The organism is Rhizobium sp. RHZ01 (assembly GCF_014851595.1).
GTDB classification, from domain to species: Bacteria; Pseudomonadota; Alphaproteobacteria; order Rhizobiales; family Rhizobiaceae; genus Rhizobium; species Rhizobium altiplani.
In genome coordinates this window covers 508535-532734 of sequence record NZ_JACUZZ010000001.1, presented here as the reverse complement: position 1 = coordinate 532734, position 24200 = coordinate 508535, and the positions used below count along the sequence as shown (strand labels likewise).

Sequence of the window (24200 nt, the reverse complement as noted above, 5' to 3'; positions counted from 1 at the left end):
CATTCGAGAACCGGAGACGACACGCTTGTACGTGATGGTGTCGGCGGCTTTCCTCGAATGAATCCATGTATCTATCCACTCTGTGCTGCCAGGAGTCCTTTTCTGATACAATCTGGCACCATTGTTGCATACATGATTACGGATATCATGTAGCCAAGAAGCGGGTGGATATGCCAAGATGACGACGAGCAATCCGGACCTGCCCGAGCCGGTCGCCGCCGAAATGAAGGCCGCAGAAGCTGCGATCACCAGCGCCAAACTGAAGCCGTTTGCCAGCGTGAGCAAGGACCAGAACGGCACGGGTAAAGGTGACCAAGGGCCAGGAACTGGCGGATGCCGATATCAAGGGCATGACCTGGCTCATCGAAGGCGTGCAGGGAACCTTGCCGCAGAACTGATCGTCGCACGACGATCGATTGACAGGCGCCTCCCCGATCCCAACGGATTTGGATTGATGATACAACAAAGAAATCAAGGGAGATCCCGGTGACCGAAACACTTTTTACAAACGCCAAGCTCGCCGACGGCACGCTCAACGACATTCTGGTCTCCAACGGCCGCATCTCTACCATTGCTGCTGCTGGGTCGAGCCCCGGCTCTGCGCGCACGTTCGATATTGCCGGTGCGCTTCTCGTCCCGGGCTTCGTTGAGGGCCACATCCATCTGGACACGAGCTTCTACGGCGACAAATGGATCCCGCATAAACCTTGCACCAACGGGTTTGACGTGCATGAGCGCGTCGCCTTCCAGGCCGAGAACATGGCAGCCGCCGCACCGATGGACGAGCGTGCCCGCAGCCAGCTCGACCTCTGCATTTCGAACGGCGCGCTGCAGATGCGCAGCCATGTCATGGTCGATGGCTCGGTCGGGCTGAAATCGCTCGAAACCATCCTGGCCGTCCGCGAAGAATACAAGGACATCATCGACATTCAGCTCGTCGCCTTCCCGCAGAGCGGTATCCTGACGAGCCCCGGCACGCGCGACCTGATGGACGAGGCGATTGGCATGGGAGCCGATCTGGTCGGCGGGCTCGATCCGCTGTCCTTCGATCGTGATATCAAGGGGCATCTCGACGTGGTCTTTGGAATTGCCGAAAAACGGGGTGTCGATGTCGACATACATCTCCACGATGCCGGCACGATGGGCGCCATGACGATCGAGGAGATCTGCGCGCGGACCGCAACGCTCGGCATGCAGGGGCATGTCGCCGTCAGCCACGCCTACGGGCTTGGAGACCTCGCTCCGGATGCCGCAAAGAAGATCGCCGCCGTCATTGCAGAAAGCGGCGTCTCGATCATGACCAACGCTCCAGGAAATCACAATTTCCCGCCGGTCGCATTGCTGCGGGCCGCCGGCGTCAATGTTTTTTCAGGCAACGACAATATCCGCGATTCGTGGTGGCCCTTCGGCGATGGCGACATGCTCCGTCGGGCAGAGATCATCGCCTATCGCTCCGGCTTCTATACCGATACCGAGCTCTCCGCGGCTTTCGATGTGGTTACGACAGGAGGCGCCAAGGCGCTCAATCTTGAAGGCTATGGCATCGCCGTCGGCGCCAAGGCTGATTTCGTGACACTCGCCGCCGATCACATTCCGGAGGCAGTCGTCGCCGTCCCCAAGCCGCGACGCGTCTTCAAGCAGGGTCGGCTGGTGGCCGACAACGGCGCAGTGGTCCGCTGATGCAATTTTCAAGCAGGCAGACCAAAACGGGCGGCGCGCGATCGCGTGATGGCATGGTGACAACACCGCATTGGCTGGCGAGCGAAGCCGGTGCCCGGGTGCTTTCACGCGGCGGGAATGCGATCGAGGCGCTGGTCGCGGCTGGAGCAGCACTTTCGGTCGTCTACCCGCATTTCTGTGGTCTCGGCGGAGACGCCGTCTGGATGGTCTCCGACGAGGCCGGCGATGCACGGACGTTCCTCGGCATAGGGCAGGCGGCAGATGTTGCCGTCCCCGGCAACACGATCCCATTGCGCGGCGCTGCCTCGACCTTGACCACCGCCGGCCTGGTCGACAGCTGGGACAAGGTGCTCAGCTATTCCGCAACCGCTTGGGGTGGCGCCGAGAGCCTGTCGGGATTGCTGGACGATGCGATCGCCCTGGCCGGAAACGGTTATGCCGTGAGCGCGTCGCAGGCATTCTGGTTCGATTTTCGTGCCGCCGAATCCGACGCGTGGCCGGGCTTTCGCGACCTTTTCAGGCGGGACGGCATCCAGTGCCAGCCGGCCCTGGCGAGGAGCCTTGAAGCGATCGCCAGCAACGGCGCCCGCGAATTCTACGAGGGGGCGCTCGCCGGCCGCATCGCAAGCGGTCTTGCCGCGGCCGGCTCGCCGCTTACTGCTGCCGATCTTGCAGCGACAAACACCCAGGTCGTTGCGCCCCTGCGACTATCCTATGGTGAAACAGTGCTTTTGGCGCCGCCACCCCCGACCCAGGGCGTGACCACACTCGCTATCATGGGCGTGCTCGCTCATCTGTTACCGGCAGACAAGGCGGTCGACAGTGCATCCTATTATCACCTGCTGGTAGAGGCGGTGAAACAGGCATTTCGCGACCGGCATCTGATTGCTGATCCGGCATTCGGTCACGATGCCTCCGGGGCACTCCTTAATCCCGATCGACTTTCCGGGAAGGCCGCCGCAATTGACCCCACCCGTGCTGCCGCCTGGGCGCATCCCTATCGGCAGGGCGACACGTCCTTCCTGGCCGCGGTCGATTCCAGGGGGCGGGCAGCCTCGATGCTTCAAAGTATCTATTTCGATTGGGGCAGCGGCGTCCTTGCCGGCGATACGGGCATTCTCTGGCAGAACCGCGGCGCCGCCTTCAGCATTGATCCCATAAGCCCGAACCGCTACGGGCCTGGAAAGCGTCCATTCTACACCCTCAATCCCGGCCTGGCGCTGAAGGGCGGCCGCCCGCATCTGGTTTATGGCACGCAAGGTGCCGACGGTCAGCCGCAGACGCTGGCACTGCTGTTGAGCCTCCTCATCGACCATGGCCTCGATCCCCTGGCGGCCCTTTCCAGGCCACGCTTCCTGCTCGGCCGTACCTTTTCCGATAGCCGCGACAACCTGAAGATCGAGGAGAATATTGGCAGTGACGTGATCGCGGCGCTTGCCTTGATGGGCCATGAGGTCACGACCATCGCTCCGCTCAGTCCACTCGGCGGTCAGGCAGGTATCATCCGCATCAGTGGTGACGGCATGTTGGAAGCAGCTCACGACCCTCGCAGTGACGGCGGGGCAATCGGCCTGTGAGCGCTGCAAGCGACAGTCCGCTCGACCTGCTTGTCCGCAATGTCCGGGTGAAGGAGCATGGCGGACTCGTCGATATCGCTGTTCGCGGCAACCGGATCGTGGCGATCGAGCCCGGGTTTCGTTGCGAGGCCGTCGAGGACTTCGAAGGCGATGGCGCTTTTGCGTTTGGTGGTTTCGTCGACACGCATGTCCATCTGGACAAGGCCTGCATCCTCGATCGTTGCTCGATCTGCGAGGGAACACTTGCTGAAGCGGTGCGACAGACTTCCAGCGCCAAGGCAGACTTCACCGAGGCGGACGTCTACGATCGCGCCGCCCAGGTCGTCGAAAAGGCGATCTCGCACGGCACTGTACGGATGCGAACCTTCGTCGAGATCGATCCGCGCGCAGGCTTTCGCTCCTTCGAGGCAATCAAGCGCGTCAAGGCGGAATACGCTTTTGCGATTGATATTGAAATCTGCGCGTTCGCGCAGGACGGTCTCACGAACGAGCCGCAGATGCTGGACATGCTCGACCGGGCGCTCTCAGAAGGGGCCGATCTCGTCGGTGGCTGCCCCTACACTGATCCCGATCCAGTCAGGCATGTGGACCTGATCTTCTCCCTCGCTGTCAGGCACGGCGTCGCAGTGGATTTTCATCTCGATTTCCATCTGGATCCCGGCCAGAGCGATTTGCCGGCTGTTATTGCGGCCACAGAGCGCCATGGCTGGCAAGAACGGGTCGCAATCGGCCACGTCACCAATCTTTCGGCCATGCCGCTGGCCGATGTCATTCATATCGCCGACAAACTTGCTGCAGCGGGCATCGCGCTCACCGTTCTTCCGGCGACAGATCTTTTCCTCACTGGCCGCGGGCACGACCGACTGGTGCCGCGGGGCGTCGCACCGGCGCATGTCATCGCGCGGCGGGGCGTCGTCACCTCAATCGCTACCAACAACGTCATGAACCCTTTCACTCCCTATGGCGACGCCTCGCTGATCCGCATGGCAAATCTCTATGCCAATATCGCACAGCTTTCGCGGGACGAGGACGTGCACTCGGTCTTTGAAATGGTAGGACAATCGGCGGCGAGGCAGCTCGGCGTTCCGCACGGCCTTTGGGTCGACGGTGACGCGACCATCGTGCTTGTCGATGCGGTCGGCCCGATGGCGGCTGTGCGCGAGGTCGGCCGTGTCCTCGCCGGCTGGAAGAATGGCCACATGAGTTTCAACAATGGTCGAGCTCGGATCCGCAGACGTTCACTTGTGTGAACGCGGTACCAATGCCGACCGTGTAACCGTCTTGTGCCTGTGTGGCTCTGAGCCTGCTGGCCTGCAAACAAATCAGACGGAGGGTTCAAGGGGACGCCGTTCCGGCGCCAATGTGCCAGCCATTGAATCACAGTGGAATTGACGCTATATAACGTCAGTATCAATGGCATGTATGGGAGTTTTGGATATCATGGGTCTTGCTCGGTATGCAGACGGCGGCCTGTTCTCGCCCCGCAAGATCGCGCAAGCATTGCGCACGACCAGCGAGGAAATCGCGCTGACCGCTGGACTTGGCAAGGATGCCATCCAGCGTAAGGATCGCATTCGTTCCGACAAGACGCAGCGGCGACTACGCGAGGTCACAGAAGTCATCAACAAGGTCGAGCCCCGGTTCGGTTCGGCTCTGATGGCTTATGCCTGGTATCGCTCGGAGCCCTTGTCGGGATTTTCCGGTTTGACGGCAATGCAACTGGTGCGTGACGGACGCGCGAACGACGTCCTTGACTACATCGATGCAGTCGATGCGGGCGTTCACGCCTGACTTGCCGATGCACTTTAAGGGCACCCTTTATCGCGCGCTCAACCCGATCTACGCGCAAGACGCGTTGTCCGGGCGTGGAGCGGAACTCTATCGCGGACGGTTCAACCGAAAAGGAACCCCGGCGCTCTATACGTCTCTTTCGGTAATTGCCGCGCTACGCGAGGCCAATCAGGTCGGCAGCTTGCAGCCGACCACGCTGGTATCTTACGACGCTGACATTGAGCGTGTTTTCGACTGCCGGGACGAGGTTGCTCTGCGAAGCGAAGGAATGGACGCCAGCATGCTTGCTGATCCGGCATGGCGCGATCAAATGAGGAAACACGGGGAGGCATTGACGCAGGCGTTCGCCCGCGCACTCAGCCAGGCGGGTTTTCACGGATTGCTAGTGAGGAGTTTTGCGCACGGGGCAACTGACAATGATCTCAACCTTGTCCTCTGGCAATGGAGCGCCGCGTTACCCAGTCGGGTGACGCTCATCGACGACGAACATCGTCTGTCGCCTTAGCTAGGCTCAGCTGATCGCAATCGCATTGGTGTATGACTTGAACGTCGCAACGTTCGATCGGGCTCAATAGCGGATCCGCCGCCAACCGGCTTCAGGTCTTCTGTCGGCCATAGAGCAAAAGCATGCTCACGATCACTACGCCGTAGATCAGCTGGCGACCCGCTTCTTCAATTTGCATTACCGAGAGGATCGACTGCAGTAGGGTAATAAGGATCACGCCTGCCACCGTACCGAGGTAGGTCCCTTTTCCACCAAGTACATGGGTTCCACCAAGGACCACGGCCGCGATTGACGGCAGAAGATAGGCGTCGCCCATCGACTGTGAGGCTTTTGACGCATAACCGGCCAGCAAGACTCCACCAAGTGCGCTGAGCGAACCCGAGATGACAAAGGCGATCATAGTAACACGCCGGGTATCGATGCCCGACATATAGGCCGCCCGTTCGCGGTTTCCGATCGCATAGAGCGATCGACCGAAGGTCGTTCTGGTCAACAGGAAAACCGCCAGTATGCCAACGGCAAGCCAGACAAGAACGCCGTTGGGGACAGAGGGGATGGTGTATCCGGTCGCGAGAAATCGCATCGCCCGAGAGGCAGAATCCTGCGGCGAGAACCCGCCCGTGTAGACGACCATCAGTCCCTGCACGACGGCGTTGGTCGCAAGCGTGATGATCATAGAGGGAATGCGCAGGTAGGCGACGGCAAGTCCGTTGACCAGACCAATCGCTGCCCCGCACGTAATTCCGAATGGAATTGCCAGGAGTGATCCACCTGCGCCATAAGCCGTCGCAGCACAGGCCATCATCGCGCCAGCGGTCACTGTCCACGGAACGGACAGATCAATCTGCCCGAGCAGGATTACCATCATCATCCCCGTCGCGATCACGCCGAGGAAAGAGGCCACCTTCAACTGTTGCAGGAGGTAATCGGGCGAGAGAAAATTCGAAGAATAGATCGATCCGCCAAGCAGCAGGAGCAGGATGCAACCGAAGGCGATCGCCACCGCGGGATCTCTTCCCCGCAGCCGACGAGGAATTATTGAATGCCGCATGCCGAAAGCATCTTCGCTCATTGGAACCATTCCAGTCGATTGCGTACACGGGCCAGCCCGATCGAGCCAATGCCGATCGCGAGCATCAACACGATGCCCTGGAACAGAGGCTGCCAGAGTGGGTCGAGATCAAAGACGAAAAGAAGATCGCCGATCGTGCGGAAGGCAAGCGCCCCGAACACGGCGCCGACGGCACTGCCCTTTCCCCCCGCTAGAGACACGCCTCCAAGGACAACTGCGGCAATCGAGTAGAGCGTGTAAGCATTGCCGCTCGCAAAGGCCGCCTCGCCTGTATAAGAAAAGAAGGTGAGATAAAGTCCGCCAATGGCCGACAAGAGCCCCGCAAGGGCATAGGCCAGAAGCTTAGCCCGCTTGAGCGGCATGCCGGACATATAGGCAGCATACTCCGAAGACCCGGCGGCGTAGGCTGCACGCCCATAAACCGACCTGCTGAACGGGATCCAGACCAAAAGTATCGTGGCAGCGAGAACGATCAGGCTAGTGGGCAACACCCCGAACATCTTGGAGGTGAAGACGTCAGCAAGTGTCTCGTTAACAGAGCCGCCCGGCGTTGGGCGCAAAAGTAGCGCAAGCCCGAAAAAGATAGCACTGGTGGCGATTGTCGTTACGATCGGCTGCAGTCTGCCGAAGATGATGATCAGACCGTTCAAGGTGCCGCAGGCCAGACCCGCCGCCAGCACGGCGACGATGCCGAAGCCCGTCTGCAGTGGTGTGCCGACGACAAGCCAGGATGCGAGACAGTTGCACAGAACCAGAACCATCCCGGCCGAAAGGTCTATGCCCGCCGTGATCACCACGAGACATTGCGCCATCGCGACGAAGGCGAGGAGCGTTGCCTTGTTGGACGCTGTCTGCACAACGTTTGGTGTGAAGCCCGCTGGATGGTTGGAAACATAGATGACGAACATCACCACAAAGAGGGCCGCGGCAAGAAGCGTTCCTTTATGAAGCTCGTACCGGAATCGCCATTCACCGACCTTTCCCGTGTTCACAGTGTTGGCCCCCGCTCCACCTGTTTGGCAGCGATGTTCAACGCACTGCCAATCAACGCGCGTTCGTTGATATTGTCACCTTCAAGCATGCTGGCGATCGTGCCGTCGTACATCACAAGGACTCGATCACAGCAACCAATCAGTTCGTCGTAGTCGGTGGAATAGAAGATAATTGCCGCGCCACCGTCCGCAAGGTTTCGCAGCAGCTGGTAGATCTCCTGTTTGGTCCCGACGTCGATGCCGCGTGTGGGATCGTTCAGCAGTATGATCCGGGGCCGGTTCATCAGCCATTTGGCAATGACAACCTTCTGCTGGTTTCCACCGGACAGATTGCTGACCGGCATGTCGATGTTCGCCGCCTTGATGGCAAGGAGCTTCAAGAGTTCGCCAACGCAAGCGGCCTCCGCGCCGCGATCGATGACACCTTTCCGCGAAACGCTGCCAAGGGCCGCTATCGAAAGATTCTCCCGCACTGTCATGGGCAGCATCAATCCCTCGGTCTTTCGATCTTCCGGGATGAGAGCAATGGAGGCTGCCTGCGACTTCGCCTCCTTGGGACTGGTCAATCGCACACCGCGACCATCGATCCTCACGTCGCCCCTGACGTCGCGAAGCACGCCGAAAAGCGCCAGCAGGAGCTCACGTTGACCCTGCCCGTCCAGGCCGCCCACACCCACAATTTCGCCCGGGCGCGCATCGAATGTAATGTCAGTCAGACGATCCCCCCAGCACAAGCCAGAGCAGGAAAGGACGGGCGGCCTCGAAATCTCGACGCCCGGCTTGGCTGGAAACACACTTTTGTATTCCCGACCGATCATCAGCTCAACAACCTGCTGATCGGTCTTTGTCCCGGCTTTGTAGGATTCGATGCTACGCCCGTTCCGGAACACGGTACAGTCGTCGGCGAGTTCTGCAATTTCATGCATGCGATGCGAAATATAGACGAGCGCCAATCCCTCCGATCGCAGTCGCTTCAGGACACTGAAGACCTTGTCGACATCTGACTTGCTCAAGGCGGAGGTCGCCTCGTCCAGGATCATCAGCCGAGGGCTGCGCGCGAGAGCCTTGGCAATCTCGACCATTTGCCGACGGGAAAGCGGAAGGTCCTTGACCAGCGATGACGGATGAATGTCGAAGGCGCCGGCGCGCGAAAGCGCCTCCTCGGCGATCCGTCGCTGGGCGCCGCGGGCGATCATCCCGAAACGCGTGGGCGGATTGCTGATGACGATGTTGTCGGCGACCGAAAGGTCGGGAATGAGCGACAGCTCTTGAAAGACCGAAACGATCCCTGCCGCATTCGCCATCGCAGGCGACGAGAAAGATACCGCCTTGCCATCCAGCAGCATTCGGCCGTCGTCGGGTGCCGTCACCCCGGCCATGATTTTGATCAGCGTCGATTTTCCTGCACCGTTCTCGCCGAGGACGGCATGGATCGCGCCGGGTCGAATTGCAATATCGGCTTCGTTGAGGGCTATGACGCCGCCGTAGCGTTTCGATATGCCTTCCATGCGCAACAGTGGTTCTGACAAGATCACCCTCCCATCGGGTGCATTTCGCCTGTGACTGCGAGCACGCATGCCCGCAGTCAATCCCATGAGCACTTGCTGCTATTGGTTTTCCTTGGTCTGCCCCATGATTTCTTGCGCCGTGAAATTGATGCCGCAAGTTGGGAAGGAGTTGCCGACGAAAAAGTTGTCGGACTGGTCAGGGTAATAGTCCTGATCCTTCTTCAAGTCGGGATGCGACACGAGTGCCGTCGGCAACTTGACGGCTTGCGGGACCACTTGGCCCTCAAGAGCTGCGATGGCAGTCTTTATGGCGACAGCAACCTGAGCTGGCCCTGTCCCGGCTGACGAGCAAACTAGCCCCTCGCCCGCATGAGCGGCGCAAAGCTTTCGGAAGCCATTTTCGGTCTCGCCGCCGAACGGAACGAAGGGGTGCTTCGCGTCGATCATCGCCTGAACGACACCGGTGTCGCCACCCTGGGCGGTAATCCCGTCAAAGGGTCCATTTGTCGCTATAGCATCTGCTGTCGCCTTCTGGGCAACGCCGTCATCCCATTTGCCGACGACTTCGGTCACGTCGAACTTCTTGCCGGAGGCTGCCAGTGTTTCCTTGATGCCATTATGGCGGTCGGTATCAACGGACGTGCCAGCGACACCCCTGACTTCCAAAATCTTGCCGCCGTTCGGCAGGTGTTTGACAAGCCACTCGGCCCAGGTGACACCAAGGCCCTTCTGATCGACGTTGACGTTGATCGCGTCTTTCGTGTCCAGGGTGTTGTCGAATGCTACAAGCACGACGCCAGCTTCCTTGGCTCTCTTGATCACGGGGCCAAAGGCTGTCGGGTTTTGGGCATTGACGACGATCGCATCATAGCCGGCGTCGATGAAGTTGTTGATCGCTGAAATCTGCGCCGGCACGTCCTCTCCGGTTGAGACAACCTTGAACTCCTTCAACTTCGCCTTGACGTCCGGTTGCGCCGCATACGCCTTTGCAGTCTGGACCATCTGGATGCGCCATGTGTTGGCAATGTAGCCGTTGGCGAGCGCGATGCGGTAAGGACCTTCCTTTTTCGGATACTGCAGAAACTGAGTATCGGAAGCCCAAGGCGTCATGCAGCCTGGATCAGCTGCTGGTCCGTTCACAACTTTCGGTTCTGCATATGCAGCGCCGCACAACAGCGCAAGGATCGGTGCGGAAACTGCCGCAACGCGCGCAGAATTCGCTTTCACGTTTTTAAGCATGGATGTCCTCCTCCAGAGGCGGACGCAGCCGCCCTCCAATATCCTCAACCTCCAGTATTGTCATTGGTACGCTTGGTCCGAAAAGGCTCCACCCTGCCCTTTGCGGAACGATCGAAACGTTAACATACGTGACAGCGCTGTCAAATTCTATTTGATAGCGCTGTCAATTGTGGAGTATCACTTTGTTCTGCTTGTTTCTCGCTGCTCTGTGACCTTTTGTATTTGGACAATGCTTTAATGCGCCGAATAACTCTCGACGATGTTGCTAGCCTGGCGGGTGTCAGCCCGATCACGGTTTCGCGCGTGCTCCGCAAGCCGGCAACGGTCTCGGAAACCTTGCGGCTACGCGTTATCGAGGCCGTCGAAAAGTTGGGCTATGTGCCGAATGTGGCGGCAAGCAGACTTGCCTCATCGCGCACCCACACGATCGGCGTGATCGTGCCGACGCTCTATAATGTCATCTTTGCGGAATACCTGTTTGCGCTGCACGAAGTTCTAATCGCTGCAGGTTTCCAGGTCGTCGTGGTCAACAGCAGATACTCGGAGGTGGAGGAGGAGAATGCGATCAAGGCGCTCCTTGGTCAGCGGGTGGAAGCGATCATCATTGCAGGTATTCACCATACGGCACTGTCACGCCAGCTTCTGGTCCAGGCGCGACTTCCGGTTGTGCAAACTTTCGAATTGTCCGACGATCCAATAGATCTCAACATCGGCATGTCACAGGAGCATGCGGGCCACGTTGCAACCCGCCATCTCATTGATCGGGGGTTCCGACGGATTGCGTTCCTGACAGGCAATCTCGACCATCGCGCCCAGTCACGCTTTGACGGGTATCACAATGCGATGCAGGAAGTTGGCCTGAAAAGTCTGGAAATGATTGCGCATAGACCGCGCCACAGTTCGGTGGCGCTCGGATCCGAGCTCTTTGGCGAGATGGATGACCGCGGCGATCTGCCCGAGGCGATATTTTGTACGGACGACAACCTGGCTCTTGGCGCAATGCAGGAGTGCAGGAAGCGGCGCATCCGCGTGCCGGACGATATTTCGATTATCGGTTTTCACGACCTCGAATTCTCAGCCTGCGCAGCACCGTCCCTTTCCTCGATCGCCACCCGCCGTTACGAAACCGGCAGGCTTGCTGCCGAGAAGGTTCTCCTGGCGCTCGATGCAGCAACAAAATCCGGACCCGAACAAATCGACATGGGATTCGCGCTTGTCGTGCGCGAAAGCACTTCTAGCGAACTTGTCTTCGCGAACCGGACGAGCAATTCGAGTGCCGGCGCGATCAGGCCGACAAACGAGGGCGAGCAGCCCGACGATTGAGTCGATACAACATCTTTAACGCCGTCTCCGGTTTTGCAGCAGTCAGCCCGTTATAAGGTTTTGGCAGAACCCTATAACATTGACAGCAGCTCATGGAACTATAAGGTTTTGGCAGAAACTTATAACGGCAATCCAAGCGGACGTGCCAACGAGAGGCCGCGGCACGGGATACGGAACGTCAACGATGAAAGAGATCGACATCAGCTATCGAACCATGTTCGCTGAGCTTACTCAGCGAACGCTCGACGCGCAATTTGCGGCAGATTTCCCATTGGAGGGATGGTTTGTAACTGTAACCGTAAAGAACCGTGACTACTGGTATTTCGATCTCCCCACGCCTGAGGGCAAAGACAAGCGAAGCTACGTCGGCCCCGCTAGCGACGAAGCGATCACCGAGCGTGTGCGAGCCCACAAGGAGATCAAGGACAATATTCGGGAGCGGAGGCGAATGGTCAGCACGCTGCGACGTGCTGGCCTCCCCGGTCCAGACCCATTTGCGGGCGACGTCACGAAGGCCCTGGCCGACGCCGGATTGTTCCGGCTGCGGGCCGTCCTGGTCGGATCGGTAGCATTCGGTACCTACGCAGGGATGCTGGGCGTTCGGCTGCCCGCTGCGTCCATGCAAACAGGCGACGCGGATTTCGCCCAGGACTTCGCGATCTCGGCAGAGGTCCAGGACAGCCTGCCGCCGATCCTCGATATTCTCCAGTTGGTCGATCCCGAATTCCGAGCGGTGCCGCACCAGGCTGACACGGCCAAGGTTGTCGCCTTCGTGAACGGCAAGGGCTACCGGGTGGAGTTCCTCACCGGAAATCGGGGATCAGACGAATACACGGGCAAACCCTCGCCCATGCCCGCCCTTGGCGGTGCGTCGGCGGAAAGTCTGCGGTTCCTCGACTACCTGATCTACGAACCTGTCCGCACAGTACTCCTCTACCGCGAAGGCGTGAACGTGCTCGTCCCGGCTCCCGAGAGATATGCCGTCCACAAACTGATCGTATCCTCGCGAAGGCTCACGGACACGCTAGGACGCGTGAAAGCGGACAAGGACCTGTTGCAGGCCGCCTTGCTGTTTGAAGCCCTCGTGGAAACGCGACACGGCGACGAGTTGGCCGATGCTTGGGGGGAGGCTTGGGACCGAGGAGATGCTTGGAAAGAGGGCATCATCAAAGGTCTATCAAGGCTGCCCAAGAATGGGGTGAAAGCCCTCGAAAAGGCTCTTGGCTCCGATGTGGTCGAAGCCCTGATGTCAAGGTGATCCATCCATTGAGGCGGGGGACAAATATTCAGGAATTGGCCTGAAAGACGTGCCCACGCGAAGAACGAGCGGCATCTGATCGAGGTGCTCTACATCGCAATATGCCAGCTCGTAATAAGGTCGGCTGGGACGATAACGTCGAGCTCCCCAGGCGTGAGGGGCATCGCCACGCAGGAAGAGCGAGGCGATGCTCAACCTTGAGCTAATGAAGAGCGCCGGACCTGGGCGCATTGACATATGTGACAGGCGCTCCGGGAAACCGAGCAATCAATATCCGGGTCAATTCCTCCTGCGTGCGATGACCGCGATTGAAGAGGTCGACTGCGGCGCTGCAGATTACTTCCGACGTTCTGTCATCTGGTTTGGCCCTGTAATGTCGGTACCAGGATTGAACGGACAGCGAGAGCACGGCCAAATCGGCTTCGAGGATACTCGAGACTAGCATTCCTTACCTCCCCTCAGAATTACACGAGCTGCTCGGCCCGAACCTGTGCGAGCATCTCCAGGCTCCGGCCAGTTCGAGTGACGACCGCCAAGGCGCGCCGGGGCGCTCATTGCGACGTGATGGTCTGTCGTCCGTCGTTCGCAAGATGCGCAACAATCGCGCGCCGGATTTCGCTAATCGTATCGAAGACCATGTTGTCCAGATCAATGACGCTGAACCGGACAGCGATGAACTTCAGACGAGTTTCTACGGGAACAGCGATCCCAACTTCCTGACCATTGAAAACGACAGCCTGTTTCTGCATGACAAACCCCGAGGCACACACCATCGTGCGGACCATAAGCAATTTTCGGTGATGGATTTACGACGGGTCAGACCGATGGTGCGGCTCGATATCGGGTTGAAACGCGATGGCGCACCCGCTGCACAATTGCGAAGAAAGAAACGCTCGGACGCAATGTCTTATCCTCCTCAAGCGTCGTCAACCAACACTGAGTACAAGTACCAAATTTTGATATTGGGCACCTCTCCCAGAACAAAACGTATTCGAGAAAAGTCGGATAAGCAACTGAAATAGTGTAATTTTTAGCGCGTTGAATTATATGATAATTGCCGCATCTGCGAAGCGGAAAATGACGTACGTGCGTCCAGGTGCGGTGGCAATATTGTCGGGGCGGCCGTACGTGTCACCGCGTCACCGAGCGAAACTGCTTCCTGAGGGCGCGACGCGGATTGAGCTCACAAAGGCTCCCGCAGTCTTGCGGATCGCCGGCAACTTGTGCTGAGCTAAAATGCAGGCGCATCTACCAGTATTGACGAAAGTCACCCGTGGCTGACTGTAGCAGTGTAAGCGGATATCGGCCGGGGTGATGGACAAGCGCTGTCATGTTGATTGGCCGGTCCCGCTCGTCAAAGGCGATTTGATCGACAGTGAGCACGGCCGAAGGTGACGGGAGTTCGAGCATCGCAGCTTCGGCTGGATCCGCCAGTCGCGCACTGAGTGTCGTTTGCCCCCGCCGCGGCTGGATACCGTAGACTTCGCGCAGCTCGGTATAGAGCGAGCGATTTGCGACCGTCCAGTCCATGCCGGTCAATTCTGGCGCGCGGGAGGCCGCTATCCAGTCGGTCTGGAGGACGACCGGCACGCCGTCAAGTAGCCGCAGGCGCGACAGCACGATCACATCCGATCCGGGAGGCAAGAGCAGCGGCCGGGTGATGTCAAGCGACGCCTTTACGACCTCCATCGCAAGCAGGCGATGTCCGGGCACGCGACCACTTGCCAGTGCGGTGCTCGTAAAGCTTCTGAGGACCTCGAGTTCAAATCCTCCTCCATTTTCCGCAACATACAAGCCCTTGCCCGGCTGACTTTGAACAACGCCCTGGCGGATCAGTTCGCGCACCGCATGCCGCACCGTGATGCGACTAACATCGTAAAGTGAAACGAGTTCACGTTCGGAGGGCAACTTGCCGCGCAATGGCACCTTCCCTTCCCGGATCGTAGCCAGCAAGTCTTCGTAGACCTGCTGATGAAGCGGACGAGGGTCGGCCCGATCGATTGCCGCATGCCTCTTTGTCGCTGCCACGGGTTCACGGGTCTTCACGTTGCGTTCGCTTCCTTGGTCGGTGCTTGTATTTGCTTTTGCATCTTTGCCCACAAGGGACAAAAGAGTCCAGTTGACATGACTGGTCATAACCAGTCCTACTAGGTCAGGAACCGGAGAGTTCCGCACCGCTCAAGTGTGATAAAGACAGGAACAGCCCATGTTGAAGAAATGCCTTACTGCAGTTGCAGTCTATGCCGGCCTATGGGCCAGTGCCGCGCATGCGGAAAGCATCTCCGTATTCTGCGCACCAACCGAATTCGAACTTTGCACCAAGGTTGCCGACGCCTGGAAGACAAAGACAGGCAACGAAGCAAAAATTAACAAGATGCCGGCTCTCCTCGACGACGCGATCCCGCTCTATCAGCAATTGCTGGCGGCAAAGTCCAAGGATATCGACGTTCTGTTTCTCGACGTCATCTGGCTCGGGATGTTCAAGGCCAACCTGCTTGATTTGAAAACCATGATTCCTGCGGCCGATCAGGACAAGCATTTCACTTCCACGCTCAACGCTGCCAAGCTGGACGGCAACCTGGTCGCGATGCCTGCCTATATGGACGTGGGCCTGATGTTCTACCGCAAGGATCTCCTGGAAAAGTATGGCAAGCAGCCTCCCAAGACCTGGGATGAGCTTGCTGCGACCGCAAAGGAAATCCAGGACAAGGAGCGCGCCGCCGGCAACGCCAAGATGTGGGGCTACGCCTGGCAGGCAAAGAGCTATGAGGGCCTGACCTGCGATGCGATCGAACTCATTGCATCAAATGGCGGCGGCACGATCATATCCGACGACGGCAAGGTTACGATCAACACGCCGCAAGCCGCCGAAGCCATCGAGAAGGCCAGAGGCTGGATCGGTTCGATCAGCCCGGAAGGCGTTCTGAACTACGATGAGGAAGCGTCACGGGCAGTTTTTGAATCCGGCGACGCGGTATTCCATCGCAATTGGCCCTATGTCTGGGGTACATCGCACAAGGAAGGCAGCTCGATCATCGACAAGGTTGGCGTCATGCCGCTTCCGGTTGGCAAGGAAGGCCAGAAGTCCAGCGGCTGCCTGGGGCCCATGTATTATGGCGTCTCGAAATACAGCGCCAAACCTGAGGTCGCAGCCGACTTTGTGAACTTCATCACGGGTCCGGAGATGCAGAAGATGCGTGCCGTGGAGGCGACCCTCAACCCTTCGATCCAGTCGCTTTATAGCGATCCGGAGGTGCTGGAAAAAATTCCGTTCCTGAAAGACAACCAGCAAGCCTTCGCCGATAGTGCCGTCCGTCCGTCCGGCTACACCGGCACCAGCTACAACCGTGTCTCTCAGGCCTTCTATCGCGCCACCCATGACGTGCTGTCGGGCAGTGGCGATGCCAAAGACAGCTTTGCATCGCTGGCCAAGCGCCTGGAAAAGCTCAAAGAAAGCCGCTGATTGAAGGAAAGTTGCGGGAGCCTCAGCTCCCGCAACCTTTGCAGCCGGCGCTCTGTGCCGGTCGAGCCCCCATGCGCAAGCCAAGGTGAACGATGGCATCGGTTTCGATGGAGTCCGTTTCGAAGAGTTTCGGAACACACAGTGTCATTCATGATGTAGACTTGAAGATCGACGATGGTGAATTCGTTGTCTTTGTCGGCCCCTCCGGATGCGGAAAATCCACGCTGCTGCGCATCGTGGCGGGCCTGATCTCAGCCTCGTCTGGAACGGTCAAGATTGGTGGCGACGATGTCACCGATGTCCCCGCTTCGAAGCGCGGTGTTGCCTTTGTTTTTCAATCCTATGCGCTCTACCCGCATATGACGGTGGCGCGCAACATTGGTTTCGCACTCGAGACCATGGGGATCCGACGCGATGCGATTGCTCAAAAGGTGCAACAGGTCGCGCGTATGCTCAAGGTTGACCATCTCTTGAGCCGGCGACCGAGAGAGCTGTCTGGAGGTCAGCGCCAGCGCGTGGCGATTGGACGGGCATTGGTGCGCCAACCCGAGATTTTCCTGTTCGACGAGCCGCTTTCCAATCTGGATGCGGACCTGAGAATGGAAATGCGCATGGAGATCGCCAAGCTTCATGACGATCTCAAGACGACGATGATCTACGTCACGCACGATCAATCAGAAGCCATGACGCTTGCAGACCGGATTGTTGTCCTCAATCACGGCAGAATAGAACAGATCGGCACACCTTCGGAGCTGTATCGTCAGCCCGGCAATCGGTTTGTTGCGGGTTTTATCGGCAGTCCGCGCATGAACTTCCTTGCCGTCGAGACACAGCGAGAGCATGACGATGAGCACATCGTCGGCCCGGGCGGCCTGGCAATTGGGCGATCGCCAAGCGATGCAATTCCGGTTGCCGAGATAGGCATTCGGCCGGAGGCGTTGCGCCTGGTACCAACGGGAACCGGGCGTCTCGATTGTATGCTCGAGCGGGTCGAAGACCTCGGACACGAACACTTCGCCTATTGCCGGGTGGGGAGCGGCACACTCTGGGTTGTTCGCCTGCCCGCGGCACCAAACCCCGACGCGATCGGCAAGCCGGCTGCACTGACTTTCGACGATCATTCGCTGTTTTTCTTCGCCGCCGACGGCAGACGACTTTTGCCGTCGGCCGAACCATTCGGTGTCAGGAGCGCTCTATCATGAGTGCACGCCTTGCCCGCCGCGATCACCTTGCTGCCTGGCTCTTCCTCGTGCCGGTCATTGCCTCAATGCTGCTTGTCGCCGTATGGCCGTTAGGACGGACATTCTTCTTCGCTTTTACGGACGCCTTTCTCGACGATCCCAGCGTCTACTCCATGGTCGGCATCGACAACCTCATCGAGGTTTTCAATGACCACACCTGGTGGCTTGCGGTCAGGAACACACTGACCTTCACGGTCATCTCGGTGGCAATTGAAACAGCGCTGGGATTGGCTATCGCTCTCCTTATCAACGAGGCCATACCAGGCCGGGGACTTGCGCGCGCTGCGATCCTTGTCCCGTGGGCCATTCCGGTCGTGGTGTCCACCAAGATCTGGGAATGGATGTTGAACGACCAGTTCGGTGTTATCAACAAGCTACTGGAAGCCCTTGGGTTCATCGACCATGGTGTGGCATGGACTGCGAGTGGTTCGCTGATCATGGGGGTGGTCATTTTCATTGACGTATGGATGACGACCCCTTTCATGGTTTTGCTCATTCTCGCGGGCCTGCAGATGATCTCCCAGGAAATATTCGAAGCCGCCGAAGTGGACGGCATTCCGGCCTGGAAACGCTTCTGGTCGATCACCCTCCCGATGCTGCGACCCGCGATCGGAGTAGCCGTGTTGTTTCGCACACTCGATGCCCTACGCATGTTCGACCTTTCCTACGTTCTGGCGGCCAGCAATGAAAAGGTCATGACAGTGTCGATCTACGCACGCGACCGTCTGATCAGCTTCCAGGAACTCGGTGTCGGCTCCGCGGCCTCGACTTGGGTTTTCCTGTTGGTTGCGCTCGTCGCGATCATCATCATCGGTGCCTTGCGCCTCGACAGGGCAGCGGGGCATTGATCATGACCGACCTTTTTCTCGTACGCCCGGCCCGAAAGTCGAGCGCCTATTACAGGGTCCGGCGCCAGGTGTTGCGGGTACTGCAAATCCTTGCCCTATCGCTGGTGCTGATCTACACGCTGTTTCCCTATTACTGGGCCTTCGTTTCGTCGACGAAACAGGGCGCGGCACTCTACCGTTCGGTCCTGCTGCCAGCGCTCGACTTCACCTATTACCGGGAGTTGATCAACAACCCGGTGTTCATCGGATCACTCCTGAACTCCGCCTATGTCGCCGTGGCGACGACCTGCCTGTCCCTTGTGATCGGTATCAGTGCGGCCTATGCGCTCGGACGCATCGACTTTCCGCAGCGTCGGGCTGTTTTGATGATTATCCTGATGATCTCGATCTTTCCGCAGGTGGTCGTGCTTTCGGGCATGTTTGAGCTCATCAACTGGCTCGGGCTCTTCAACCGTCCAAGCGCGCTCATTCTGACATACCTTCTGTCAACGGTGCCGTTTACGACGTGGATTCTCACAACCTTCATTCGCGAGTTCCCGCGCGAGTTGGAGGAGGCCGCGATCGTTGATGGTTGTTCGCACCTTCGTATCCTCCTGAAGATACTGCTGCCGCTGATGGGACCGTCACTTGCAAGCACGGGCATCCTCGCCTTCATTCTTGCATGGAACGAATTCCTCTTTGCCTTGACTTTCACGCTGACGGACGAAAATCGCACCGTGCCGGTCGCGATCGGATTGATCGCCGGCACCAACCGTTACGAATATCCCTTCGGACAGATCATGGCTGCCTCGGTGACAGTCACGTTGCCGCTGATCGCGGTCGTGCTCATTTTCCAGCGGCGCATCGTTGCGGGGCTGACGGCCGGTGCCGTGAAGGGATGACGATAAAGGGACCAATTACATGGATATGCTTGTCAAGCTCTACGATCTCAAGCCGGACACCTCCCTCGATGCGAAAATGGAACGGCAAGGTGTCACGATCCGTCGCGTCTTGCCGCCTGAACTGAAGGCTTTGACCGATTGGATTACGCCCCGCTTTGGAGCCGGGTGGTCTTGCGAAGCGACCACGGCTGCAATGCGGCAGCCGCCGACGTGCTTCATCGCAATCCAGAACGGAAGACTGATCGGCTTTGCCTGCCACGACGCCACGGCGAAGGGCTTCTTCGGCCCGACTGGCGTCGATAGTGCAGTCCGTGGCCAGGGGGTTGGCCATGCGCTGCTTTTGACGACGTTACTTGATATGTATGCACAAGGGTATGCCTACGGCGTCATCGGTGGGGCAGGACCCATGGACTTCTACCGCCGAAGCGTCGGCGCCGTTCCGATCGAAGGATCCGTCCCTGGAATATACAGGGGCATGTTGGCCGAGGCAGAGCCAGATGAAATCTCGCAATCGCACGGCCAACCTTCATAGATACGCGCCCAAAGTCCTTGAGCGGCTCATGCAAGCCAGGGTGTGGGCCGCCCCAAGGTTACATGAACTCCCTTGAACTGGGAATATTCGTCGAAGCCATAGCGGCCAAGTTCGCGTCCCAGTCCGCTCTTCTTATAGCCCCCGATCGGCAGCTCCGGCGTCCCGTCGATAACACTGTTGATCCAGCAGCGACCAGCGCGAATGCGGCGGATACTTTGCAGCGCGTTTTCGAGGTTGGTTGACCAGACGCTCGCTGACAGGCCGAATTCGGTACTATTGGCAAGTGCGATCGCCTCTTCGGCTGTCTTGAAGGTCAGTGTTGAAAGCACGGGCCCAAAAATCTCCTCACGAGCGATCGACATGTCCGGCTTGACGCCTGCAAAGACCGTCGGTGGGTAATACAGTCCAGTCCCCATGCCTACCCTTTCGCCGCCAAGAAGAAGTTCCGCGCCGGAGGCAATCCCTGCCTCGACGTAAGCATGCACCTTTTGTGCATGCGCCTCCGAAATCATCGCGCCGATCTTGGTGCGCTCGTTCAACGGATCCCCGAACGCTACCTTCCGTGAAATGCCGAGCAACCGATCCATCAAGGCATCCCGGATATCCTCCTGAACCAGCAGCCGGCTCCCGGAAATGCAGCATTGGCCGGCATTGTGATAGACGCCGTAAGCGATGCCGTCGGCCGCCGCCTCGAGGTCCGCATCGGCAAAGACAATCTGCGGCCCCTTGCCGCCAAGCTCCAGCCCCACCCGCTTGACGCTACGAGCGGCGATTTCGCCGAGCTTCGTGCCAACGCGCACGGAACCAGTAAACGCCACCATGTCGATGCCTGGATCCTCCGCGAGCACCTGGCCAGCCGGATCGCCAAAGCCTGTGACAACATTGAAGACCCCGTCCGGAATGCCAGCTTCGCGCGCAAGTTCCGCCATGCGGATCGAGGTGCCGGAGGTGAATTCCGAGGGTTTCAGGACGACCGTGCACCCAGCGCCGATCGCCCATGGCACGCGCTCCGAGGCAATGATGAAGGGGAAGTTCCATGGCGTGATGATGCCGACGACACCTGCCGGTTCGCGCAAGACGAGGCCAAGCCGGTCGTCGCCAATATTGTTGTGCGTCTGTCCCTCAAGCGCCCGGGCCTGGCCGGCTGCATAGGACCACAGATCCGCGCAAAATCCGATCTCGCCCCGAGCCTGGACGATTGGCTTGCCGACCTCGAGGCTCTCGATCAGCGCAAGTTCTTCCTGGTGGGCAAGAATGAGGTCCGATACCTTGAACATCAGTCGCGACCGCTCGGCGCCCGACATGCGCGGCCAAGGTCCGGTGTCAAACGCCCGCCGCGCTGCTGCGATTGCCAAGCGAACGTCGTCCGCCGACGCATCCGGCCATGTTGCGACCACGATACCGGCATGGCCGGGGCTCACCCGATCGATGGTCTTGCCCGAGGCAGCATCAACAGACTTGCCATCAACGAGCATGCGGTAACGATATTTGGATCCCAGCCGCGGATCACTGGAATCAGGCACGATAAAGTTAGACAGCATCATTTCTCCCCGGCCAGACATCACGGTCGGCCTTTTCATCCGCTTCCGGTCTTCAATGACCCGGACGCATTGGTTTAAGTCGTATGGCGCAGCATGGAATGGCCCCGCTGGTCTAGTCCTGACGTGCAACCACCGGCAGCGAACCTTCGTCGTGCAGGCGGCCTTCAGTCTGTCGAGCTGCCGACACGAGGCGGCGCTGTGCCCGGATCGCATGCCATTGCTGGTCGATAAGGACGCCGATGAGGATCACGCCACCCATCACGGCAAAGTTCAACGACGACGGGATGCCGAGCAAGTTCACAAGGTTCTGCAATTCCTGAAGCAAGACTGTACCAAGCACGACACCGACGATCGATCCCTCGCCGCCGCGCAGCGAAAACCCGCCAAGAACGGCAGCGGCGATCGCATAGAGCTCGTAGAACTGTCCATGGCTCGCCGGTGAGATCGAGCGCGTGTACATGGCAAAATAGATCGCCGAGAGCGCCGTGAGCAATCCGCAGATGACATAGGCCGACATGATCATTCGGCCGGTGCGGATGCCTGAATAACGGGCCGCTTCCTCGTTCTTGCCGATTGCGTATAGATAGCGCCCGAAGACAGAGCGGTGCAACACCACCCACATGACCACCGTGATGATGGCGAGCGCAATGAAGGTGTTGGGAACGCCGTAGAAGCGGCCCGCGGTCAGGAATTCGAGGTCGGGGAAATTCTGGCCGAAGGCAAATCCCGCCGTCCCGTCGGCAGTATAGAAGCGCGCGGCCCCACGATAGATCAGCAAGCCGCACAAGGTGACGACAAAGGGTTGCAGATTGAGCCTGGTAATCAGCCAGCCATGAATGGCACCGATGACCGCCCCAAGCACGAGGATGAGCGGCAGCGCCAACATCCAGGACATGTCCTGGACAGCAATGAAATCGATGAAAAGGACGCCAAGAAGCGCGACGAGCGAACCCACGGAAAGCTCGATGCCGCCGGTAATGATGACAAAGGCCTGGCCGATCGAAAGGATGCCAAACAGTCCGATCAGGTTGGCGGTGTTCGCCAGATTGATCGGCAGCAGGAAGCGCGGATTGATGATGGCGACGACGATGCCGACGACGACAATCAAAAGCAGCAGTCCAAGGTCTTTCTTGATCATTCGAGATCCGTTCCCCGATACCTATGATGGCCGCAGCCGCTATTTTACTCTCTTGCCGACGGCAAGCAAAAGGACGCTTTCCTGGCTGAAGTCATCCTCTTCCAGAATCCCGGCGATCTGGCCCTCATGCATGACGGCAATGCGGTCGGAAACGCCGATCACCTCTTCCATGTCGCTTGAGATCATCAGGATGGCGACGCCAGCATCGGCAAGGGCCCGCATCAGCCCGTAAATTTCATTCTTCGCCCCGATATCGATGCCGCGCGTTGGCTCGTCGAAGATCATCACCTTCGGGTTCATCGATAGCCATTTGGCAAGCACCACCTTCTGCTGATTGCCGCCCGACAGTGTGCCTGTCCGGGTCGAAACCGAGGGCGCCTTGATGCCGAGGCGAGCGCGTTGCTTTTCAGCCGCCGCCGTTTCCCGGTCGGCAGACAGCATGTGGCGGTTGGCAAGATTTGGAAGGTCGGCAAGGGTAATGTTCTGGGCAATCGGGAAATCAAGAAGAATGCCGTTGCGCTTGCGATCCTCCGGCACCAGGAAGATCCCGCGAGCCACGGCAACACGCGCGGAGCCGACCGCGATTTGCTGTCCGTCCTGCAGAATGGCTCCGCCGTAGCTCCGGTCAATGCCGAAGAGCACCCTTGCAAGCTCGGTGCGCCCCGAGCCGACAAGGCCGGCAAGTCCGAGGATTTCTCCATACCTGATGTCCAGATCGACAGGGCGGGATGGATAGGCCTCGGTGCGCACGCCGCTTGCCGTCAGCGCAACCGAGCCGGGCGCGCGTTGCGGTTTGGCGGTGCGCGCCGCAAGCACCCGGCCAATCATCAGCTTGACCATCTGGTCGTGCCCGATCTCGGCCTTTGCAAGCGTACCGACGAGCGTGCCATCGCGTAGCACGACCACGCGGTCGGCGACGCGCTCGACCTCGTGGAGGCGATGCGAGATGAAAATGACGCTGATGCCATCTGCTTTCAGCGACTTGATGATGCTCAAAAGCCGCTCGGTTTCGGCCAAAGGAAGGCTGGATGTGGGCTCATCGAAGATGACGAGCCTCGCGTTGATCGACAATGCCTTGGCGATTTCCACCATCTGCTGCTCGGCAAGCGAAAGCGACGCCACGGGCGTGTCGGCGGAAAAATGCGCCCCCACACGCTTCAGGAGCGGCCTTACCATCTCCCTCAGTCGATCACGATCGACGAGCTTGAGAGGCCCGGCCTTCAGTGGTTCGCGGCCCAGGTAGATATTGGCGGCGACGTCGAGGTTTTCGAAGAGATTGAGTTCCTGGTGGACGAAGGCGATGCCGGACGAGATGCTCGATTCCACGGTAAGCGAACGAAGCTCCGCCCCGTCGAGCAGGATCGTGCCCCGGTCGGGCGCGATCACGCCGCCGAGGATCTTCATGAGCGTCGACTTTCCTGCCCCGTTCTCGCCGACGAGGCCGATCACCTCGCCCGGCATGATGTCCATTGACAGGCCGTCAAGTGCGACGACGCCCGGATAAGTCTTGCCCACACCGGAAAGCGAAAGGAACGGTGTCGCGGGCGCGTCCGGTGACGGGATATCGGAGCTGTGGTTCATCGCCTGTCCATGGCTTCTAATGCTGTCGGC

23 protein-coding genes are annotated in these 24200 nt (G+C 59.0%); 13 read left to right on the top strand and 10 right to left on the bottom strand.

Annotated features, from left to right (window positions below; all coding sequences use genetic code 11):
* Nucleotides 1–178: 178 nt before the first annotated feature.
* The 6 genes from IB248_RS02450 to IB248_RS02425 all read left to right on the top strand — a co-directional run bounded on the left by IB248_RS02450 (nucleotide 179) and on the right by IB248_RS02425 (nucleotide 5553).
* A complete protein-coding gene (locus tag IB248_RS02450; RefSeq protein ID WP_192240203.1) occupies nucleotides 179–490 on the top strand; it encodes a hypothetical protein in 312 nt (103 codons plus the stop codon).
* The gene (locus IB248_RS02445; protein ID WP_192240202.1) at nucleotides 487–1680 is read left to right on the top strand and encodes an amidohydrolase family protein; all 1194 of its coding nucleotides are present in this window, start codon (nucleotides 487–489) and stop codon (nucleotides 1678–1680) included. Before IB248_RS02450 ends, IB248_RS02445 begins: the two co-directional genes overlap by 4 nt.
* Before the next feature lie 53 nt (nucleotides 1681–1733).
* Nucleotides 1734–3257, top strand: coding sequence for a gamma-glutamyltransferase (locus tag IB248_RS02440; RefSeq protein ID WP_246779195.1), 1524 nt, complete (start codon nucleotides 1734–1736; stop codon nucleotides 3255–3257).
* A gap of 47 nt (nucleotides 3258–3304) precedes the next feature.
* Nucleotides 3305–4507 (top strand): amidohydrolase family protein, encoded by a 1203-nt coding sequence (locus IB248_RS02435; protein WP_348648496.1) that lies wholly within the window; start codon nucleotides 3305–3307, stop codon nucleotides 4505–4507.
* 190 nt (nucleotides 4508–4697) lie between these two features.
* Nucleotides 4698–5048, top strand: a complete 351-nt coding sequence (locus tag IB248_RS02430; RefSeq protein ID WP_025658548.1) for an antitoxin Xre/MbcA/ParS toxin-binding domain-containing protein — start codon at nucleotides 4698–4700, stop codon at nucleotides 5046–5048.
* A 7-nt stretch (nucleotides 5049–5055) separates the two neighbouring features.
* The gene (locus IB248_RS02425; RefSeq protein WP_169680129.1) at nucleotides 5056–5553 is read left to right on the top strand and encodes an RES family NAD+ phosphorylase; all 498 of its coding nucleotides are present in this window, start codon (nucleotides 5056–5058) and stop codon (nucleotides 5551–5553) included.
* Nucleotides 5554–5644: 91 nt separating this feature from the next.
* Here the strand turns inward: IB248_RS02425 and IB248_RS02420 are convergent, their stop codons facing one another.
* The 4 genes from IB248_RS02420 to IB248_RS02405 form a co-directional block, all read right to left on the bottom strand.
* Complete coding sequence (locus IB248_RS02420; protein ID WP_025658546.1) at nucleotides 5645–6625, bottom strand: ABC transporter permease; 981 nt, start codon at nucleotides 6623–6625, stop codon at nucleotides 5645–5647.
* Complete coding sequence (locus IB248_RS02415; protein WP_169679703.1) at nucleotides 6622–7617, bottom strand: ABC transporter permease; 996 nt, start codon at nucleotides 7615–7617, stop codon at nucleotides 6622–6624. Before IB248_RS02415 ends, IB248_RS02420 begins: the two co-directional genes overlap by 4 nt.
* The gene (locus tag IB248_RS02410) at nucleotides 7614–9152 is read right to left on the bottom strand and encodes a sugar ABC transporter ATP-binding protein (RefSeq protein ID WP_192240199.1); all 1539 of its coding nucleotides are present in this window, start codon (nucleotides 9150–9152) and stop codon (nucleotides 7614–7616) included. Before IB248_RS02410 ends, IB248_RS02415 begins: the two co-directional genes overlap by 4 nt.
* 72 nt (nucleotides 9153–9224) lie before the next feature.
* The gene (locus tag IB248_RS02405; protein WP_018855660.1) at nucleotides 9225–10364 is read right to left on the bottom strand and encodes a sugar ABC transporter substrate-binding protein; all 1140 of its coding nucleotides are present in this window, start codon (nucleotides 10362–10364) and stop codon (nucleotides 9225–9227) included.
* A gap of 237 nt (nucleotides 10365–10601) precedes the next feature.
* Between IB248_RS02405 and IB248_RS02400 the strand changes: the two genes are divergently transcribed.
* Complete coding sequence (locus IB248_RS02400; RefSeq protein WP_192240198.1) at nucleotides 10602–11687, top strand: LacI family DNA-binding transcriptional regulator; 1086 nt, start codon at nucleotides 10602–10604, stop codon at nucleotides 11685–11687.
* Nucleotides 11688–11871: 184 nt separating this feature from the next.
* Nucleotides 11872–12945 (top strand): GSU2403 family nucleotidyltransferase fold protein, encoded by a 1074-nt coding sequence (locus IB248_RS02395; RefSeq protein WP_192240197.1) that lies wholly within the window; start codon nucleotides 11872–11874, stop codon nucleotides 12943–12945.
* A 202-nt stretch (nucleotides 12946–13147) separates the two neighbouring features.
* Here the strand turns inward: IB248_RS02395 and IB248_RS31505 are convergent, their stop codons facing one another.
* The 3 genes from IB248_RS31505 to IB248_RS02385 all read right to left on the bottom strand — a co-directional run bounded on the left by IB248_RS31505 (nucleotide 13148) and on the right by IB248_RS02385 (nucleotide 14973).
* Nucleotides 13148–13390: a hypothetical protein gene (locus tag IB248_RS31505; protein WP_246733567.1), complete on the bottom strand. Its 243-nt coding sequence runs from the start codon at nucleotides 13388–13390 to the stop codon at nucleotides 13148–13150.
* A 106-nt stretch (nucleotides 13391–13496) separates the two neighbouring features.
* Complete coding sequence (locus tag IB248_RS31500; RefSeq protein WP_062369951.1) at nucleotides 13497–13694, bottom strand: hypothetical protein; 198 nt, start codon at nucleotides 13692–13694, stop codon at nucleotides 13497–13499.
* 499 nt (nucleotides 13695–14193) lie between these two features.
* Nucleotides 14194–14973 (bottom strand): GntR family transcriptional regulator, encoded by a 780-nt coding sequence (locus IB248_RS02385; RefSeq protein WP_192240260.1) that lies wholly within the window; start codon nucleotides 14971–14973, stop codon nucleotides 14194–14196.
* 178 nt (nucleotides 14974–15151) lie between these two features.
* On the opposite strand from IB248_RS02385, the gene IB248_RS02380 reads away from it, so the two are divergent.
* The 5 genes from IB248_RS02380 to IB248_RS02360 all read left to right on the top strand — a co-directional run bounded on the left by IB248_RS02380 (nucleotide 15152) and on the right by IB248_RS02360 (nucleotide 19910).
* Nucleotides 15152–16408, top strand: coding sequence for an ABC transporter substrate-binding protein (locus tag IB248_RS02380; RefSeq protein WP_025658538.1), 1257 nt, complete (start codon nucleotides 15152–15154; stop codon nucleotides 16406–16408).
* A gap of 92 nt (nucleotides 16409–16500) precedes the next feature.
* A complete protein-coding gene (locus tag IB248_RS02375; RefSeq protein WP_192240195.1) occupies nucleotides 16501–17610 on the top strand; it encodes an ABC transporter ATP-binding protein in 1110 nt (369 codons plus the stop codon).
* On the top strand, nucleotides 17607–18497 hold the full coding sequence (locus IB248_RS02370) for a sugar ABC transporter permease (RefSeq protein ID WP_025658536.1): 891 nt from the start codon (nucleotides 17607–17609) through the stop codon (nucleotides 18495–18497). Before IB248_RS02375 ends, IB248_RS02370 begins: the two co-directional genes overlap by 4 nt.
* Before the next feature lie 2 nt (nucleotides 18498–18499).
* Complete coding sequence (locus tag IB248_RS02365; protein ID WP_192240194.1) at nucleotides 18500–19378, top strand: carbohydrate ABC transporter permease; 879 nt, start codon at nucleotides 18500–18502, stop codon at nucleotides 19376–19378.
* A 19-nt stretch (nucleotides 19379–19397) separates the two neighbouring features.
* Entirely contained in the window at nucleotides 19398–19910 is a 513-nt protein-coding gene (locus IB248_RS02360; RefSeq protein WP_169679726.1) for a GNAT family N-acetyltransferase, read from the top strand.
* 26 nt (nucleotides 19911–19936) lie between these two features.
* On the opposite strand, the gene IB248_RS02355 is transcribed toward IB248_RS02360, so the two are convergent.
* From IB248_RS02355 to IB248_RS02345, 3 genes are all read right to left on the bottom strand, one after another.
* On the bottom strand, nucleotides 19937–21451 hold the full coding sequence (locus tag IB248_RS02355) for an aldehyde dehydrogenase family protein (RefSeq protein WP_192240259.1): 1515 nt from the start codon (nucleotides 21449–21451) through the stop codon (nucleotides 19937–19939).
* Between the two features lie 112 nt (nucleotides 21452–21563).
* Nucleotides 21564–22589: an ABC transporter permease gene (locus IB248_RS02350; RefSeq protein ID WP_192240193.1), complete on the bottom strand. Its 1026-nt coding sequence runs from the start codon at nucleotides 22587–22589 to the stop codon at nucleotides 21564–21566.
* Between the two features lie 39 nt (nucleotides 22590–22628).
* Entirely contained in the window at nucleotides 22629–24170 is a 1542-nt protein-coding gene (locus tag IB248_RS02345; protein ID WP_192240192.1) for a sugar ABC transporter ATP-binding protein, read from the bottom strand.
* Nucleotides 24171–24200: the final 30 nt, after the last annotated feature.

Coding starts and splice junctions, on each gene's coding strand:
- IB248_RS02450 (WP_192240203.1), top strand. CDS start 179: ATGACGACGAGCAATCCGGACCTGCCCGAGCCGGTCGCCGCCGAAATG.
- IB248_RS02440 (WP_246779195.1), top strand. CDS start 1,734: ATGGTGACAACACCGCATTGGCTGGCGAGCGAAGCCGGTGCCCGGGTG.
- IB248_RS02430 (WP_025658548.1), top strand. CDS start 4,698: ATGGGTCTTGCTCGGTATGCAGACGGCGGCCTGTTCTCGCCCCGCAAG.
- IB248_RS02425 (WP_169680129.1), top strand. CDS start 5,056: ATGCACTTTAAGGGCACCCTTTATCGCGCGCTCAACCCGATCTACGCG.
- IB248_RS02420 (WP_025658546.1), bottom strand. CDS start 6,625: ATGAGCGAAGATGCTTTCGGCATGCGGCATTCAATAATTCCTCGTCGG.
- IB248_RS02405 (WP_018855660.1), bottom strand. CDS start 10,364: ATGCTTAAAAACGTGAAAGCGAATTCTGCGCGCGTTGCGGCAGTTTCC.
- IB248_RS02400 (WP_192240198.1), top strand. CDS start 10,602: ATGCGCCGAATAACTCTCGACGATGTTGCTAGCCTGGCGGGTGTCAGC.
- IB248_RS02395 (WP_192240197.1), top strand. CDS start 11,872: ATGAAAGAGATCGACATCAGCTATCGAACCATGTTCGCTGAGCTTACT.
- IB248_RS31505 (WP_246733567.1), bottom strand. CDS start 13,390: ATGCTAGTCTCGAGTATCCTCGAAGCCGATTTGGCCGTGCTCTCGCTG.
- IB248_RS31500 (WP_062369951.1), bottom strand. CDS start 13,694: ATGCAGAAACAGGCTGTCGTTTTCAATGGTCAGGAAGTTGGGATCGCT.
- IB248_RS02380 (WP_025658538.1), top strand. CDS start 15,152: ATGTTGAAGAAATGCCTTACTGCAGTTGCAGTCTATGCCGGCCTATGG.
- IB248_RS02375 (WP_192240195.1), top strand. CDS start 16,501: ATGGCATCGGTTTCGATGGAGTCCGTTTCGAAGAGTTTCGGAACACAC.
- IB248_RS02370 (WP_025658536.1), top strand. CDS start 17,607: ATGAGTGCACGCCTTGCCCGCCGCGATCACCTTGCTGCCTGGCTCTTC.
- IB248_RS02365 (WP_192240194.1), top strand. CDS start 18,500: ATGACCGACCTTTTTCTCGTACGCCCGGCCCGAAAGTCGAGCGCCTAT.
- IB248_RS02360 (WP_169679726.1), top strand. CDS start 19,398: ATGGATATGCTTGTCAAGCTCTACGATCTCAAGCCGGACACCTCCCTC.
- IB248_RS02355 (WP_192240259.1), bottom strand. CDS start 21,451: ATGCTGTCTAACTTTATCGTGCCTGATTCCAGTGATCCGCGGCTGGGA.
- IB248_RS02350 (WP_192240193.1), bottom strand. CDS start 22,589: ATGATCAAGAAAGACCTTGGACTGCTGCTTTTGATTGTCGTCGTCGGC.
- IB248_RS02345 (WP_192240192.1), bottom strand. CDS start 24,170: ATGAACCACAGCTCCGATATCCCGTCACCGGACGCGCCCGCGACACCG.